The organism is Aquabacterium sp. OR-4, assembly GCF_025290835.2.
In the GTDB taxonomy this organism is placed as follows: Bacteria; Pseudomonadota; Gammaproteobacteria; order Burkholderiales; family Burkholderiaceae_C; genus Pseudaquabacterium.
Window position 1 is genome coordinate 770,341 of the sequence record NZ_JAOCQD020000002.1, and the last position, 15,189, is coordinate 785,529.

At 71.3% G+C, this 15,189-nt stretch carries 19 protein-coding genes and 1 tRNA gene; 3 read left to right on the forward strand and 17 right to left on the reverse strand.

What is annotated here, in order from left to right; translation table 11 throughout:
* The 12 genes from N4G63_RS15685 to N4G63_RS15740 all read right to left on the reverse strand — a co-directional run bounded on the left by N4G63_RS15685 (position 1) and on the right by N4G63_RS15740 (position 8,184).
* Entirely contained in the window at positions 1 to 468 is a 468-nt protein-coding gene (locus N4G63_RS15685) for a hypothetical protein (protein ID WP_260786390.1), read from the reverse strand.
* 65 nt (positions 469 to 533) lie between these two features.
* Positions 534 to 1,016 carry a hypothetical protein gene (locus tag N4G63_RS15690; protein WP_260786391.1) on the reverse strand — a complete coding sequence of 161 codons (483 nt, stop codon included), beginning with the start codon at positions 1,014 to 1,016 and terminating at the stop codon, positions 534 to 536.
* A 6-nt stretch (positions 1,017 to 1,022) separates the two neighbouring features.
* Positions 1,023 to 1,421, reverse strand: a complete 399-nt coding sequence (locus tag N4G63_RS15695; protein WP_260786392.1) for a hypothetical protein — start codon at positions 1,419 to 1,421, stop codon at positions 1,023 to 1,025.
* Between the two features lie 32 nt (positions 1,422 to 1,453).
* Positions 1,454 to 2,140 (reverse strand): hypothetical protein, encoded by a 687-nt coding sequence (locus N4G63_RS15700; protein ID WP_260786393.1) that lies wholly within the window; start codon positions 2,138 to 2,140, stop codon positions 1,454 to 1,456.
* On the reverse strand, positions 2,133 to 2,648 hold the full coding sequence (locus tag N4G63_RS15705; RefSeq protein WP_260786394.1) for a hypothetical protein: 516 nt from the start codon (positions 2,646 to 2,648) through the stop codon (positions 2,133 to 2,135). The genes N4G63_RS15700 and N4G63_RS15705 overlap by 8 nt, the downstream gene beginning before the upstream one ends.
* A gap of 241 nt (positions 2,649 to 2,889) precedes the next feature.
* Positions 2,890 to 3,216, reverse strand: a complete 327-nt coding sequence (locus tag N4G63_RS15710; RefSeq protein ID WP_260786395.1) for a HigA family addiction module antitoxin — start codon at positions 3,214 to 3,216, stop codon at positions 2,890 to 2,892.
* Positions 3,217 to 3,226: 10 nt separating this feature from the next.
* Complete coding sequence (locus N4G63_RS15715; RefSeq protein WP_260786396.1) at positions 3,227 to 3,505, reverse strand: type II toxin-antitoxin system RelE/ParE family toxin; 279 nt, start codon at positions 3,503 to 3,505, stop codon at positions 3,227 to 3,229.
* A gap of 39 nt (positions 3,506 to 3,544) precedes the next feature.
* On the reverse strand, positions 3,545 to 4,855 hold the full coding sequence (locus tag N4G63_RS15720; RefSeq protein ID WP_260786397.1) for a tyrosine-type recombinase/integrase: 1,311 nt from the start codon (positions 4,853 to 4,855) through the stop codon (positions 3,545 to 3,547).
* A gap of 187 nt (positions 4,856 to 5,042) precedes the next feature.
* Positions 5,043 to 5,133, reverse strand: a tRNA-Ser gene (locus tag N4G63_RS15725).
* A 166-nt stretch (positions 5,134 to 5,299) separates the two neighbouring features.
* Positions 5,300 to 6,619: a serine--tRNA ligase gene (serS, locus tag N4G63_RS15730; RefSeq protein WP_260786398.1), complete on the reverse strand. Its 1,320-nt coding sequence runs from the start codon at positions 6,617 to 6,619 to the stop codon at positions 5,300 to 5,302.
* A gap of 106 nt (positions 6,620 to 6,725) precedes the next feature.
* A complete protein-coding gene (ispH, locus tag N4G63_RS15735; protein ID WP_260786399.1) occupies positions 6,726 to 7,715 on the reverse strand; it encodes a 4-hydroxy-3-methylbut-2-enyl diphosphate reductase in 990 nt (329 codons plus the stop codon).
* A 1-nt stretch (position 7,716) separates the two neighbouring features.
* Positions 7,717 to 8,184, reverse strand: coding sequence for an FKBP-type peptidyl-prolyl cis-trans isomerase (locus tag N4G63_RS15740; RefSeq protein WP_260786400.1), 468 nt, complete (start codon positions 8,182 to 8,184; stop codon positions 7,717 to 7,719).
* A gap of 145 nt (positions 8,185 to 8,329) precedes the next feature.
* Here N4G63_RS15740 and radC point away from each other — a divergent pair, with 145 nt between their 5' ends.
* Together radC and N4G63_RS15750 are read left to right on the forward strand one after the other, a co-directional pair.
* Positions 8,330 to 9,004 (forward strand): RadC family protein, encoded by a 675-nt coding sequence (radC, locus tag N4G63_RS15745; protein ID WP_314599915.1) that lies wholly within the window; start codon positions 8,330 to 8,332, stop codon positions 9,002 to 9,004.
* Positions 9,005 to 9,045: 41 nt separating this feature from the next.
* On the forward strand, positions 9,046 to 9,693 hold the full coding sequence (locus tag N4G63_RS15750; protein ID WP_260786401.1) for a Smr/MutS family protein: 648 nt from the start codon (positions 9,046 to 9,048) through the stop codon (positions 9,691 to 9,693).
* Positions 9,694 to 9,825: 132 nt separating this feature from the next.
* On the opposite strand, the gene N4G63_RS15755 is transcribed toward N4G63_RS15750, so the two are convergent.
* Both N4G63_RS15755 and N4G63_RS15760 read right to left on the reverse strand, forming a co-directional pair.
* Entirely contained in the window at positions 9,826 to 10,536 is a 711-nt protein-coding gene (locus N4G63_RS15755) for a response regulator transcription factor (RefSeq protein ID WP_260786402.1), read from the reverse strand.
* Positions 10,533 to 12,155, reverse strand: coding sequence for a sensor histidine kinase (locus N4G63_RS15760; protein ID WP_260786403.1), 1,623 nt, complete (start codon positions 12,153 to 12,155; stop codon positions 10,533 to 10,535). Before N4G63_RS15760 ends, N4G63_RS15755 begins: the two co-directional genes overlap by 4 nt.
* A gap of 235 nt (positions 12,156 to 12,390) precedes the next feature.
* Between N4G63_RS15760 and N4G63_RS15765 the strand changes: the two genes are divergently transcribed.
* Positions 12,391 to 12,951: a metal-independent carbonic anhydrase family protein gene (locus tag N4G63_RS15765; RefSeq protein ID WP_260786404.1), complete on the forward strand. Its 561-nt coding sequence runs from the start codon at positions 12,391 to 12,393 to the stop codon at positions 12,949 to 12,951.
* 55 nt (positions 12,952 to 13,006) lie between these two features.
* Here the strand turns inward: N4G63_RS15765 and N4G63_RS15770 are convergent, their stop codons facing one another.
* The 3 genes from N4G63_RS15770 to N4G63_RS15780 form a co-directional block, all read right to left on the reverse strand.
* Positions 13,007 to 13,435 carry a group II truncated hemoglobin gene (locus N4G63_RS15770; RefSeq protein WP_260786405.1) on the reverse strand — a complete coding sequence of 143 codons (429 nt, stop codon included), beginning with the start codon at positions 13,433 to 13,435 and terminating at the stop codon, positions 13,007 to 13,009.
* A gap of 67 nt (positions 13,436 to 13,502) precedes the next feature.
* Positions 13,503 to 14,318: a MinD/ParA family protein gene (locus N4G63_RS15775; RefSeq protein WP_260786406.1), complete on the reverse strand. Its 816-nt coding sequence runs from the start codon at positions 14,316 to 14,318 to the stop codon at positions 13,503 to 13,505.
* Positions 14,315 to 15,079, reverse strand: a complete 765-nt coding sequence (locus tag N4G63_RS15780; RefSeq protein WP_260786407.1) for a GGDEF domain-containing protein — start codon at positions 15,077 to 15,079, stop codon at positions 14,315 to 14,317. The genes N4G63_RS15775 and N4G63_RS15780 overlap by 4 nt, the downstream gene beginning before the upstream one ends.
* Positions 15,080 to 15,189: the final 110 nt, after the last annotated feature.

Here is a 15,189-nt window from a genome sequence, read left to right on the forward strand (position 1 = left end):
TCACTTGGTATAGAAGTTGGCGATCGACACGTCGGCCAAGACGCCGTCGAGCATCGTGACGGGTAGTGCACCAGCAGCGTCGAAGTGTGCGACCACGATTTGGCCCGCCGTCGCCGCGCGCAACCGACCAGCGGTGCCGACGGTCAGCTCTTGCCCGCGGGTGTACGTGCCGGCCGCCATCGCCCATTGGAAGATGAAGCCCGGCTCCAGAATGTAGGCCACACCACCGTCACCAGAGGCATAGGCCACCTTCAGTGGGTCAGTGTCGTCATAGAAGCTCGAAGCCAGAGGAACGTAGTAGTCCCGAATACCCAGAAGCGCCAGGCGGCCGCCGGTGGCGCTGGTGGCCTGGGAGAGGTTGGCGCCGATAAAGACGCCAGTGCACGGGAGCAGAGCACCGGAGACGGCGCGGTCGGTCACGGTGTGGGGCTGACGGTCAACAGGGCCGCGGAAAACGGTGTTGGGCATGGTGTAGACAGGTGGTGGTGGTGTGCCTGGAATGGTAGGAAGGAAGCCCCTGCACAACGTCGCCGCTACGCGTCCCAGTCGTCGCCGCTGAACCTGATGAACTGGCGCAGCTTCACCGACTTCGACTTGGCGAAGCGGGTGGGCTTGGGCGGGCGCTGCTTGGCACGCCGCTGGCGCTCGCGCTCGGCCCACTCGGCGGTTTCCTCAGGCCGCAGGCGCACCACCTTGACGCTGCCGAACTGGCGCTCGACCTTGATTGGCGGCGGCGGCGTGCTGGCCTGCGGCCTGCGCCTGGCCCGGCGCCTGTCGGCCTGGCTGGGCTCGCTGCTGTTCGCTGCCTCGGTCTTCGCTAGTTCGCCGAGTGCGAACACTGAGCTCGGGCCCTTGGTGCGGGGCGGCGCGGTGCCGGCGGCCGGCACGATGACATGGCGAACCGGCCACAGGCAAACATCATCGTCCGCGTCTGGCGCGTCGTTGGCGGCCTCGTGGCGCTGCAGCTCCTCGGGAGCGCTCGCCCGGGCCCAGCGCGGGGGGCGTGCTGTCGGCATGGTGGTTCAGCCCTTGGGGCCTTGTGGCCGCAAGGCCGCGAGCATCGCCTTGTGGATCGCCGGCGCTGCGCGCTCCGCGGCCTCGGTCAGAAAGCCGGGCTGCCCATCGTTGGGCCCCCAGTAGAAGCCCGCATCACGGCCGTTGCGCTTGGGTCTGGGCTTGTTCAGCCCGACCCACTTGCCCGCGGCCTCATGCACGGCCAGCGCGTACTCGGCCGTGAAGCCGATGCGGCCGACAAGGGCGGTTCCACGCATGCTGACTTCCGCGTACTGCGAGTTGATCAGCGTCGACGTCGCGATGGGCACCAGCGCGGCCACCTCGCCGCTGATCGCGCTGAGGCAGCTTCGCAGCGCGGCGACCTTCTGCCGCTCGATCTTGCCGATGAACTCGGGGAGCTTGTTCACGATGCGCACGCGGCGCCGGCGCGGGCCTGACATCAGAAACCGGCCTTGGCCAGCGCCTGCTGCGCGTGAGGGCGCAGGTCCGGCACAACGAAGGCGCGGCGGTGCGCGCGGTAGTGGGCGACCGCGAAGCCGGCCAGCGCTGCGGCGTAGGCCTCCTGCGCGGCCAGATAGCGCGCCTCGGCACCGCGGGCTTCGGCGGCCAGGATCCGCTGCAGCGCCATCTCGACCTCGCGCTCGGCCTGGCCCAGCACTTGGCGCGCCTGCGCCGCCTCCCCCTCGGCGGAGGCTTGCGACAGTTCCATGGTCGCAATGCGGTCGCTGCTCGAGGTGTCGACCTGAGCCGGTGGCGTGCCGGCCTTCACCAGTGCCAACAGGCGCGCGGCGGCCGACTGGGTGGCCTTGGTGTGCGCGTCGCGCTCGGCACGGATCATGTCCTTGATGGTGGCCACCGTCTGCTCGGCAGCCGCGAGGGCGCTGGCAGCGACTTCGCGGTGGCGCACGGCGTCGGCGTGCTGCTGGCGCGCGACGTCAGCGAGTTCCTCGTGCCGCAGCAGTTCGTCAAGGTGGGCACGCTCAGACCGCAGCGCCTCGAGTGTGTTGGACACGCGGCGCGCGTTGAGCTCGGCAAAGCGCACCACCTCCGCGAGGGTGTTGAAGCGCACCTCAGCGCCGGTGTTGGTCGGCAGCGTCAGCCGTGTCGAGGTGATGGTGTCAGCCACGGGGCACCTCCCGAGCGATCTTGAGGCGCAGGGCATCCAGGATGGTGTCCAGTTCGTAGGCTGTCGGCGCCAGCAACTCAGCCAGTTCCGCCGCGCAGGTGTCCCCGTCTGTGGGCTCGCACGTCCACGCATAAAGCTGCCTGTAAAGCAGGTCGGCGCGGGACTGTGCAGCGGCCAGCAACGCCCTGGGCGACGCGGCCGGATTCAGCATCAGCGCGGGGTCTTCGGACATTTCAGCTGCCGACGTGCCCCCCGTGCGACGGCTGGCCTCGTGCCCCGACATCAGTGGAATGCCGGTGGCGGGCTTGGCGTCGACCTTGGCCCCGCTGTCGGGCTGCGCCTTGAGCGTCTGGGCGATGCTCACGCGCCACGGGTGGCCGTCGTCGTGGCCGGTGTTGTCCAGCCATCCGTCGAGCAGCTGAAGCAGCTGCACGGGCGTGAGCGGGGTGTCCGCCGACGGGTTGATGGGGCGGTCGCCCTCGGGCGGTACAGTTCGGGTAGCAGTCATTGCGATCGTCCTTGGATCGTGGTGGGTGTCAGGCCGGCCGAGAAGGTCAGAGCTCTCGGTCGGCCGCCTTTGCCTCAGGACCGCTGAGGCGCCGGATTCGGGTTGGCGGAGGTGCTCTCCGCCCAGGGCCCTTGTTCCATGCGGGTTGTGGGGCGGGTGGTGGTCGTGTCCACCGTTCAGCCCGCCATGCCGCAGACCCACTGCAGCGTCGGTGCCGGCGTCCGGCCGGCGCGGTGCCAGGTCAGGCCGGCGCCTCGAAACGATCCGGCGCCAGCGGCTTGATGCGCTTCAGCTCGGCCCGCGCTACCTTCTCGGCCTGCCACAGGTCATAGGCGGCCTGCATGCGCAACCACACCTCGGCGCGGCCACCGTGGTCGGCGCCCATCCAGCGCTCCAGGCGCAGGGCCATCTCGGGCGACACCGCGGCGCGGCCGTTCAGCGTGCGCGACAGGGTGACACGGCTCACGCCGAGTTCAGCCGCGGCATCGGTGACGCTCAGGCCCAGGGCCGGCAGCACGTCATCGCGCAGCGTCTCGCCGGGGTGCGGCGGGTTGTGCATTCGGGTCATCGTCGGTTGCTCAGTGGTAGTCGCGGTAATCCACCAGGTGGGCGTTGCCGTCCTCGAACCGGAACACCAGGCGCCAGTTCCCGTTGACCCAGACCGACCAGTGGCCGGCCAGATCGCCGCTGAGCTGGTGCAGACGCCAGCCGGGGACGCTCATGTCCTGCGGGCGTTCGGCCTGCTCAAGCTGGGCCAGCTGGCGGCGCAGCTTTGCCGCGTGCGCCGGCTGAATCCCTGCCTTCGAACCGGTGTTGAAGAACGCTTCCAGCCCCTTGTGGATGAAGCTTAGGATCATGGCTTGTCAATGTATCGTGTTGCGTTACGTGAGTCAACATCAAGCGGCCTTGAGCGGCACCACCTCGGCCGCAGGCCGGGCCAGGTATTCGGCCCAGGCCATCAGCAGCGCGCGGCGCTCGGTCGCGAAGTCGGCCCGGTTGTAGGCGGCGCGCACCCGGTTCGATTCCTCGTGCGCCAGGCACGCCTCGATCACGTCGGGCCTGGCCGCGCCGGTCTCGTTCGCCCAGGTGCTGAAGGTGGCCCGGCAAAGGCCGTGCACCGTGGTCTGATCGCGCACGCCCAGGCGCTCCAGTGCCTTGAGCATGGCCATGTTGGACAGCGGCTTCCCGTTGAGCATCGGCGACGGGAAGACCCAGTCCTTGTGCAGCCCTCGCACGGCGGCCAGCACCTCCAGTGCCCGCGGCGACAGGTAGACCGTGTGCGGCTCCTTGGCCTTCATCCGCTCGGCCGGCACCACCCATGCACCCGCCTGCAGGTCGATCTCGGCCCAGGTCGCGCCCAGGGCTTCGCCGGTGCGTGCTGCGGTCAGCACCGCGAACTCCAGACAGCGCGCGGCGATGCCTTCAACGGCCCGCACCCGGGCCAGCAGCGCGGGGGCCTCGCGGTAGGCCAGCGCGGCGAACTGGCCGGCCTGCTTGCGGGGCAGTGCCTCGCGCATCTTGCGGCGGATGGCCGCGGCCGGGTTGCTGGTGCACCGGCGGTGGAAGATGGCGTCCTCGAAGACAGCGTCCAGCCGCTGGCGCATGCGCTGCAGCGTCTCGGGCATGGTGTCGCCCGTGTGGCGCCTCGCACGCTCGTGCGGCTTCACCTGGCCGAGGGCCTCCAGCAACTCGGGCGCCTCGATGTCGGCGATGGGCTTGTGCCACACGCTGGCCGGCATGTGGTTTTCCAGGCTCGCGATCCACTGCGCGGCGTGCTTGGCCGTCTTGGTGGGCTCGATGGTGCGCTCGTGGTAATCGCGAGCGCACCGGGCTAGCGTCCAGCGCTCCCGGGCCTTCTGTGCCCTGGTGGTGGCCTCAGCCTCGCGCAGGGCCTCGCGGCGCTGTTCCTTGGCGTCGAGTGGGTCTGTGCCGTCGCGCAGCAGCTGGCGGGCATCGTGGGCCTTGTCGCGCGCGCTGGTCAGGGTGTCGCCGGCTTGGGCTGTGCTGCCGCGGTGGGCGACACCGAGGCCCATCTCGCGCCGCCGGCCGCTGGGCGCGGTGTAGCGGAAAACCCACGCCGCAGACGGCCCTCGAACCCTGAGCAGCAGCCCGCCGCCGTCCGAGTAATCGCCATCGCTGGCCGCCTGTACCTGCCGCGTAGTAAGCAGGTGTAGCCGCGCGGTGGTCCGTTTGCGTGAAGTCGCCATTTGCTGTTCCCCTTGCCGTCCGCCAGTCTGTCCGCCAGAAAGTGGCGGGAGCGCTGTGCACGTTGCTGCAACGCTTGTGCACGTTATGCAGTGTCTGAGGGGAGAAAACAGCCGTCAAATCAACGACTTAAAGCAAAAGCCCCCGCACGTTATCTGCACTGTCGTGCACGTTGCGGGGGCAGTATCCTGGCGGAGAGGGAGGGATTCGAACCCTCGGTACGGGGATACCGTACGCCTGATTTCGAGTCAGGTACATTCGACCACTCTGCCACCTCTCCTGAAATCGGTGCACCCGGCGGTCGCGTCGAGTGAAGCCGCAGATTCTAGCGCAGGTTTTGGCCTTTGCGGCCCATCTGCCGCCAAGCCGCTGCAGGCGGGCGGCGCGGGCTCAGGCGCGCACCCGCTCAGCAGCCCGCCCCGCACCCAGCCGGCGCCAGCCCGGCCTCAGGCCTGCAGCCGCGTCAGCCCGCCCAGATAGGGCTGCAGTGCGGCCGGCACGGCGATGCTGCCGTCGGCCTGCTGGTGGTTCTCGAGCACCGCCACCAGCGCGCGGCCCACGGCCAGGCCCGAGCCGTTGAGGGTGTGCACCAGCTCGGTCTTGCCCTGGGCGTTCTTGAACCTGGCCTGCATGCGCCGCGCCTGGAAGGCGCCCATGCTGCTGCACGAGCTGATCTCGCGGTAGGTGCCCTGCGCCGGCAGCCAGACCTCGAGGTCGAAGGTCTTGACCGCACCAAAGCCCATGTCGCCGCTGCACAGCAGCATCACCCGGTAGGGCAGCTCCAGCGCCTGCAGGATGGCCTCGGCATGGCCCACCATCTCGTCCAGCGCGGCAAAGCTGGTCTCGGGTGCCACGATCTGCACCATCTCGACCTTGTCGAACTGGTGCTGACGGATCATGCCGCGCGTGTCGCGCCCGGCCGAGCCGGCTTCCGAGCGGAAACACGGCGTGTGGCCGGTGAGCTTGATCGGCAGCTGCTCGGGCGCCAGGATGGTGTCGGCCACGGTGTTGGTGAGCGTGACCTCCGAGGTGGGGATCAGGTACCACTTGTGGCCCGCCGCATCGCCGTCGCCGCTGGTGACGTGGAACAGATCCTGCTCGAACTTGGGCAGCTGGCCGGTGCCGCGCATCGCCGCGGCATTGACCATGTAGGGCGTGTAGCACTCGGTGTAGCCGTGCCGTCCGGTGTGCGTGTCCAGCATGAACTGGGCAAGCGCCCGGTGCAGGCGGGCCACCGGGCCGCGCATCATCGAAAAGCGTGCACCGGCCAGCTTGACGCCGGCCTCGAAGTCAAGCCCCAGCGGCGCGCCGAGGTCGACATGGTCCTTCACGTCGAAGGCATAGGTCTGGGGCGTGCCCCAGCGGCGCACCTCGACATTGCCCTGCTCGTCGGCGCCCACCGGCACGCTCTCGTCGGGCAGGTTGGGCACCGACAGCAGCAGGCCCTGCAGCTCGGCCTGCAGGGCTTCGAGCCGGGTGGCGCCGCTGGCCATCTCGTCGGCCGCGGCGGCCACCTGGGCCATCAGTTCGGCGGCCTGTGCGGCGGTGTCCTCGCCCTTGGCGGCGCGGCCCTTGAGCTGGCCGATCTGCTTGCTCAGCGCGTTGCGCTGGGCCTGCAGCTCCTCGGTGCGGGTCTGCAATGTCTTGCGCTCGGCCTCGAGCGCGCTGAAGCGCCCGATGTCGAGAAAGGTCTGCGGCGTCTTGCGGGTCTCGAGCCGGGCCACGGTGCCGGCCAGGTCGCGGCGCAGCTGGTTGATGTCGAGCATGGGAGGTCCTTGGGTTCGCGGTGTGTCGGGGGCAGGCCGGGCCGGCGGCTCTGGGCGCCGGCGGGCGGGCGGGCGGTGGCCGCTGCGCTGCGGCGGCCACGGCGGGTCAGGGTCGCGGCGCGGATCGCTCGGCCGCCACCTGCTGCATCGACTTGTCGCCCAGGCCCATCGGCAGCGGGAAGTGGATCGTCTCCTCGACGCCATGCATGCGGCGCACGCTCACCGCGCCCAGCGCCCTGAGCCGTGCGATCACCTGCTGCACCAGGATGTCGGGGGCCGAGGCGCCGGCGGTCAGGCCGACCCGCGGCTTGCCGTCAAACCAGCCCGGCTGGAGATCGTCGGCCGCATCGACCATGTAGGCATCGGTGCCCAGGCGCTCGGCCAGTTCGCGCAGGCGGTTGCTGTTGCTGCTGGTGGGGCTGCCCACCACCACCACCACGTCGACCTGCGGTGCCAGCACCTTGACGGCGTCCTGCCGGTTCTGCGTGGCGTAGCAGATGTCTTGCTGCTTGGGCTCGCGCACATGCGGAAACTGCGCCTTCACCTCGGCCAGGATGCCGGCGGCGTCGTCCACGCTGAGCGTGGTCTGCGTGACCACCGCCAGCTTGTCGCCGCGCGGGCGCACGTGGCGCACATCGGCCACCTCTTCCACCAGGTAGATGCCCTGGCTGAGCTGGCCCATCGTGCCCTCGACCTCGGGGTGGCCCTTGTGGCCGATCATGATGAACTCGAAGCCCTCGCGCGCCAGCTTGGCCACCTCGACATGCACCTTGGTCACCAGCGGGCAGGTGGCGTCGAAGATCTGGAAGCCGCGCGCGGCGGCCTCGTCGCGCACCGCGCGGCTCACGCCGTGGGCGCTGAACACCAGCGTGGCGCCGGGCGGCACCTCAGCCAGGTCTTCGATGAAGATCGCGCCCTTGGCCTTGAGGTCGTTCACCACATAGGTGTTGTGCACGATCTCGTGGCGCACGTAGATCGGCGCGCCAAACTTGGTGAGCGCACGCTCGACGATCTCGATCGCACGGTCGACGCCGGCGCAAAAGCCGCGCGGCTCGGCCAGCAGCACCTCGTGCACCAGGGTGGTGGTGTCGCTCATCTCACAGCACCCCGATGACCTGGACTTCAAAGCTCACCGGCTGGCCGGCCAGCGGGTGATTGAAGTCGAACAGCAGCCAGCCACCGTCGGCCGCATCGGCACCGCCCAGCTCGCGCACCACGCCGGCGTACTGGCCGCCGCCATCGGGCGTGGGGAACTGCACCACGTCGCCCACCGCGTAGTCGGCATCGGGATCGCCCAGCTCGCGCAGCAGCGCGCGCTTGACCCGCTGCAGCAGCTCAGGGTTGCGCTCGCCAAAGGCCTCGCCGGCGGCCAGCGTGAAGGTTTCACGGGCGCCTTCGGCCAGGCCGAGCAGGCGCTGCTCCATGGCCGGCGCCAGTTGCCCGGCGCCCAGCGACAAGGTGGCCGGCTTGCCATCGAAGGTGCTGACGACATCGGCCCCGTCGGGGCCGGCCAGCCGGTAATGCAGGGTCAGAAACGACCCCTGCTGAATGAGGTTCACGCCCATAAGGGGGATGGCTGAGGGGTTGGTGGGGGAATGCGACGCGATGACACCTGCGTCTAGACTGGCGCCGATTTTACGAGGCCGCCACCCCACCCAGGGCCACAACAGCGCCGCTGTCGGCCCGATCCGGGCTGAAACCCAACACACCATGTCGATCAAGGACCTGCCCGCCGCCGCCCGCCCGCGCGAAAAGCTGCTGCAGCACGGCGCCGCCAGTCTGGCCGATGCCGAGTTGCTGGCGCTGCTGCTGCGCACCGGCGTGCGCGGCCAGGGTGTGCTGCAGATGGCCGAGAGCGTGCTGGCGCGCTTTGACGGCTTTGCCGGCCTGCTGCAGGCCGGGCCCGGCGCCCTGTGCGGCGTGCGCGGCCTGGGGCCGGCCAAGCGCGCCGAGCTGTCGGCGGTGATCGAGATGGCGCGCCGCGCCCTCGGCCAGCGCCTGGCCGAGCAGCCGGTGTTCGAATCACCGCAGGCGGTGAAGGACTACCTGCAGCTGCAGCTGGGCCACCTGGCGCACGAGGTGTTCGCGGTGCTGTTTCTCGACACCCAGCACCGGCTGATCCGGCTGGAGGAGCTGTTTCGCGGCAGCCTCAGCCAGACCAGCGTGTACCCGCGCGAGGTGGTCAAGCGCGCGCTGGCGCTCAACGCCGGCGCGGTGATCCTGGCGCACAACCACCCCTCGGGCGTGGCCGAGCCCTCGCGCGCCGACGAGTTTCTGACCCAGACCCTCAAGAGCGCGCTGGCCCTGGTGGACGTGCGCGTGCTCGACCACCTGGTGGTGGGCCGCGGCGCGGTGGCCAGTTTTGCCGAGCGGGGTCTGCTGTGATCGGCGCCGGCAGCCCGCGCAAACTGCGTTAGGGTGGCGGCATGAAGATCCGCTCGCTCGCCGAACTGGGCGCGCTGCGCGAGGCCGTGCGCAGCGCCGAACGCGCCGCGGCCGAGCAGCGCCAGCGCGAGGCCGCCCAGCGCCGCCAGCGCGAGCGCCAGGTGCAGGCCGAGCACCAGCTGTTTGCCCGCGCCGTGGGCCTGGTGCACCCGCTGCGCGACCGCGGCCTGGCCGAGCTGGACCTGCCGCGCCCGCCACCGCTGCCACGCCAGCGCGAGCTGGACGAGCAGGCCGCGCTGGCCGCCACGATGAGCGACGAGGTCACGCTCGAATCGCTGCTGCTCACCGACGACGGGCTGAGCTTTCGCCGCGCCGGCATCGGGCCGGATGTGGTCAACAAGCTGCGCCGCGGCCACTGGGCGCTGCAGGGCCAGCTGGATCTGCACGGCCACAACCGCGACCAGGCGCGCGAGCTGCTGGCCAGCTTCATCCGCGACAGCCACCGCCGCGGCATGCGCTGCGTGCGCGTGGTGCATGGCAAGGGCAATGGCTCGCCGGGGCGCCAGCCGGTGCTCAAGGGCAAGGTGCAGAAGTGGCTGGCGCAGTGCGCCGAGGTCATCGCCTTTGCCCAGGCCACCGGCCCGCAGGGCGGCGCCGGCGCGCTGGTGGTGCTGCTGGCGGGCAGCTGAGCGCGCGGGCCCGGCCGCCGCTCCAACACCACCACCCGCCTCACCAACCTGGGCCAAGGCGGGCTGGTGGTGGTGGTGGCGGTGGTGGTGTTGGCGGTGGTGGTGTTGTTGGTGGTGAACGTGAACAGCGCGTCAGCCCGCCAACGCCTCCAGCCGGTAGCCCAGGCCGCGCACGGTGTGGATCAGCGGCGGCACACCGTCCTCGTCGATCTTGCTGCGCAGGCGGCGGATGTACACATCCACCACGTTGGTCAGCGGATCTTCGCTGGCGCCCCACACATTGGCCAGGATGCGCTCGCGGCTGAACAGGCGGCCCGGCGCGCTCATCATCAGCTCCAGCAGCGCCAGCTCCTTGGCGGTGAGCGGCAGCGGCCGGCCGCCGCGGCTGGCCTGCATGCGCTCGCGGTCGAACACCAGGTCGGCCACCTCCAGGCGGTTGGGCGCCTGGCGCGCCAGCTCGCGGCCACGCCGCGCCAGTGACTCCAGCCGGGCCAGCAGCTCCTCAAAATCGAAGGGCTTGGCCAGGTAGTCGTCGGCGCCCAGGCGCAGCCCGGCCACGCGGTCTTCCACCGCGCCCAAGGCCGACAGCATCAGGATCGGCAGCGCCACGCCCTCGGCACGCAGGGTCTGGCAGATCTCGAGCCCGCCCATGCCGGGCAGCATCAGGTCGAGCACCAGCACCGTGGGCTGGCCATCGGTGGCGGCGGCGCGCGCGGCCTGGCGCGCCATGGCCAGGCCCTCGGGGCCGGTGGCGGCCTGCTCCACGCGGTGGCCCTCGGCGCGCAGGCCGCGGCCCAGAAAGTCGGCGATGCGGGCATCGTCCTCGATGACCAGAATGTTCATGCCTCGGTGTCCTCCAGCGCCTGCGCCGGCAGCAGCGGCAGCGTGAGCACCGCGCGGGTGCCGCCGCTGGTGCTGAGCAGCTGCAGCTGGCCGCCATGGGCATGGGCCAGCGCGCGGGCGATCGACAGCCCCAGGCCGCTGCCGTCGGGGCTGTGGCGGCGCGCGTCGCTGCCGCGAAAGTGGCGGTCAAACACCAGCGGCAGCTCGTGCGCCGGGATGCCGATGCCCTGGTCGCTGACCGTCAGCTGCACCCGCGGCAGGCCGCCGGCGCCACCGGCGGAGGTCTGCATCGACAGGTTGACCCGGCCGCCGGCATGCGAGTAGCGCGTGGCGTTGTCGATCAGGGTGCCCAGCAGCTGGCGCAGGCGCTGCGGGTCGCCGGCCACCACCAGGCTGCCGGTGCGCGCGGGCGCGGCGGCCAGCAGCACGCCGCGGCGCGCCGCCTGGGCGCCGGCCTGGGCCAGGGCCTCGGCGGCCAGCTCTTCCAGATCGACCGGCACATGCACCAGTGACAGCGCGTCCATGTCGCTGCGCGCCATGGCCAGCAGGTCGTCGATCACGCTGCCCAGCTGGCGCGCGGTGACGACGATGCGCGCCAGCGCCTCGCGGTATTCGCCAGCCGGCTTGTCCACGCCGCGCAGCGTGATCTCGGCCTCGCCGCGGATGGCGGTGGTGGGCGTGCGCAGCTCGTGGCTGATGTCGGCAAACAGGCGCCGGCGCTGGCCGTCGGCCTGACGCAGCGAGGCCAGGGCCTCGGCCAGCTCGCGGGTGCGCGCAGCCACCAGGTCTTCCAGGTGCTGGCGCTGGGCCGATTCGCGCTCGCGGTGCTGCTCCAGCTCGGCCGCCAGCGCATTGACGCTGCCGGCCACCTCGGCAAATTCGTCGCGCCCCACCAGCGGGATGCGGTGGCCCAGTTGGCCGGCCTGCAGGGCCCGCGCGCCCTCGCTCAGCAGTTGCAGCGGGTTGCGCAGCGCGCGGCCGAAGTACAGCGCCGCGGCCATGGCGCTGGTGGCCAGCAGCGCCGCCGCGGTGAGCCACAGCCAGCGCACCCAGGCCAACGTGGCATCGGCGGCGGCGCGCTCGCGCTGCACGGCGGCGCTTTCGCGCGCGATGTTCTCGCCGATCAGCTTGCGCATGTCGCGGCCCTCGACCTCGTCGAACACCCGCGACAGCGCCACCCAGGCCTGCGCGGCATCGGCGCCGGGGGCCAGCGGCCGTGCCTCGTCCACCGCACGGCCCAGCGCGGCCACGCCTTCGCTCAGCAGGGCCAGGCTGTCGCGGCGGCGGGCATGCTCGTCGCCGGTCGGGTCATCGCCGTCCAGCTCGATGGCCTGGGCGCTCAGCACCTTCAGGCGCTCGAGCGTGCCCTGCATCGCGCCCTGCAGCTCGGCGCGCACGCCGCCATCGGCCGTGGCGCCCTGCTGCATCTGCGCCACCCAGGTGCGCAGGCGCTGCTTTTGCGCCGACAGCTGGATGAAGCCGGTGGCGATGTCGCTGGCCACCCGCCCGCGCAGCACCTGGCGCTCGGTGACGGCCAACGAGGCCGCCGCCAGCAGCGCGGCCAGCACCACCACCGAGGCAAAAAGGGTCAAGACGAGGGTCAGGCGGCGGCGCAGCATGGCTTGATTTTCGCGGTGCCGGCGGCAGCGGCCGGCGCATTCATCTGGCGTTCATGCAACGGACAGGCTGCACTCATGCCGCGCTCAGCGCGGCTTCAAGCGGCGGGGCTTCAATGCCCGCTGCGGCACCGGCCCGCCGGCCGATCCGGCCGGCGCACCGGCCCGGCCGCCGCCAGTACCGCGGTCAGATCCGCTGTCAGATCCACCGTCCCGTTCATTCCGGAGCAGTATTGCCATGAAGCACCTCATCACCGCCGCCACCGCCGCACTGGCCCTCGGCACCCCGTTCATCGCGTCGGCGCAGGCCGTGGTCGTCAACCAGGCGGTCACCGAAGCCGAGGTTCTGGCTGCCCAGCAGGCCTGGTGCAAGGCGCTGGTCGACATCAGCGCCACCCACAACAGCAGCGGCCAGCCGGCCGCCAAGGCGCTGGCCGAGAAGGTGATCGATGCGGCCTACGGCTACCAGATGGGCGCGGTGCTGTTCAAGCCCACGCTGACGGTCAACCCGCAGACCTTCCGCACCACGCGCGCCGGCGCGCTGGCCTACTTTGTGGGCGGCGACGCGGCCTTCCCGAAGGACACCGGCTTTGCGCTGAAGGGCTGGACCAAGTGCGACGTGGCCAACAGCGCGATCTTCATCGCCGGCGACAGCGCCACCACCATGGGCAAGGTGCACTTCACCGGCAAGGACGGCAAGCTGACCTCGGTGGACAAGACCTGGAAGTTCGTCAAGGACGACGCCGGCAAGCTGCGCATCGTGGTCCACCACTCGTCGCTGGAATACGCCGGCAGCTGATCGGCCGCCAGGTCACCCCGGGCGGCCGCCGGTGCGTGGCCGCCCAGGGCGGGGCTCAGCCGCCCTTGTTGCGCATCCAGTCGGCGGTGCCGAAAAAGCTCTCGGCCAGGCGCTGTGCAAGGGCCGGCTCGAGGGCGCGCTCGTCCATCGCCTGGATCATGCAGGCCATCCACTGGTCGCGCTCGGCGATGCCGATGGCAAAGGGCAGATGCCGCGCGCGCAGCCGCGGGTGGCCGAAACGCTCGATGTAGAGGTTGGGCCCGCCCAGCCAGCCACACAGAAACCAGTGCAGCTTGTCGCGCGAGCCGTCCAGGCTGGCCGGATGCAGCACGCGGATGCCGGCGTAGGCCGGCTCCAGGTCCATCAGGTCGTAGAAGCGGTCGACCAGGGCGCGCACGCCGGGTTCACCGCCCAGGCGCTCAAAGGGCGTGGGGCCGGGCGGCGGGGCGTCGGGGTCGTTGTCGGAGGTGGCAGCGGCATTCATGGGGCTGCGAGCTTATGTCAGTTGACGCCGCGGCACGCGCTGCTGGCGCCAGCCGGGCGCGCGCCGCTCAGGGCGTGAGCAGGCGACCAGCCACCGTGCCCAGGGCCACCGCTGCGGCGCTGCCCGGCTGGGCCTCCATCAGCAGCTCGCGGCGCTGCACCGATTCGCGCACCGCGATGTCGAGCGGCACCTCACCCAGGCAGACCAGGCGCACCGGCGTCTCGCGCGGCGGGTTGACGAAGCGGTCGACCACGCTTTGCAGCTGCTGGCAGACGCTGCGGCCCTCACCCAGGCGCTGGGTCTGGTTGACCAGCAGGCGCATCGGCCGCGCCGACTGGGTGCTGACCAGCACCTTCACGGTGGCATAGGCATCGGCCAGCGAGGTGGGCTCGGGCGTGGCCACCACCACCACCTCGTCGGCCAGCGAAACGGTGAACAGCACCACGTCGGAGATGCCGGCACCGGTGTCGAGCAGCACATGGTCGAACTGCGGGCGCACCTGCTCGACCAGCGCGAGCAGCTTGTCGCGTACTTCGGGCGTCATGCGCGAGTACTCGATCAGGCCCGAGCCGGCCAGCAGCACCGTGAAGCCGCCGGGCGCCGGCTGCAGGGCCTGGGCCAGCGTGGCGCGGCCGGTGAACACGTCGTGCAGCGTGGTGCGGGCGGCCAGGTTGAGCAGCACGTCCAGGTTGGCCAGGCCCAGATCGGCATCGAGCACCAGCACGCGCTCGCCGCGGCGGGCCAAAGCGGCGGCCAGGTTGGCGGCAACGAAGGTCTTGCCCACGCCGCCCTTGCCGCTGGTGACGGCCGTGACGCGCGCACCGCGCCGGGCGCTGCCGGGTGCGGGCGCATTGGCCTCGGAGTGACTGCCGGGCTCGATCATTCGGGGGAATCCTGGGACATCTGGGCAACGGGGGTCGGCGAGGTGGCGCTGGCGCTGCTGCCGAGCAGCATCTCGCGCTCTTCCAGGCTGACCTGGGGCATGGCCATGGGCTCGAAGCACACGCGGTCGCGGCCCTCGGACTTGGCGCGGTAGAGCTGGCGGTCGGAGCGCTCGATCCACAGCGCCGGGGTCGAGCGCACCCACTGCGGCGCAAAGGCACCGCCGACGCTGACCGTGACGCCCAGCTGCAGCCCCTCGGCCACCGAGACCTGGGTGCGCGCCACGCGCTGGCGCACCCGGCCAGCCACCTGCGGCCCGAAGGCCGGCGGGCAGTTGGGCAGCAGGATGGCGAACTCTTCGCCGCCGATGCGCGCCACCAGGTCCATGGGGCGCACGCTGTCGGCCAGGGCCCGGCCCACGGCGCGGATCACGTCGTCGCCGGCGGCATGGCCGTGGGTGTCGTTGACGCGCTTGAAGTGGTCGATGTCGACCAGCAGCAGCAGCGCCGATTCGCCCGAGCGCGCCACGCGGTCGACCTCGCGGGCCAGCGCCATCTCGAAATTGCGGCGGTTGGCCAGGCCGGTGAGCGCGTCGCGCGAGGACAAGGCCACCAGCTGGTCGATCAGCGCCTGCAGGTAGGGCGGCGAGCCCGGCTCGCCATCGGGGGCCGGCAGGCCGGCGTGGCGCAGCAGCGCCAGCGCGGTGTCCAGCCGCCACGGCGGGGCGTCGGCATCTGGCGGGCGATGGGTGCGCGAATCCACGGCGTTCAGGGGCGGGGTGCAGGAGCGGTTGGCGGGGCAGTCTAGCAGCGGGTCTGGCCCGCGCCGGGGCCGAACTGGCGGTGGCGACGGGCCCTGTTCGGCCCTTTGCC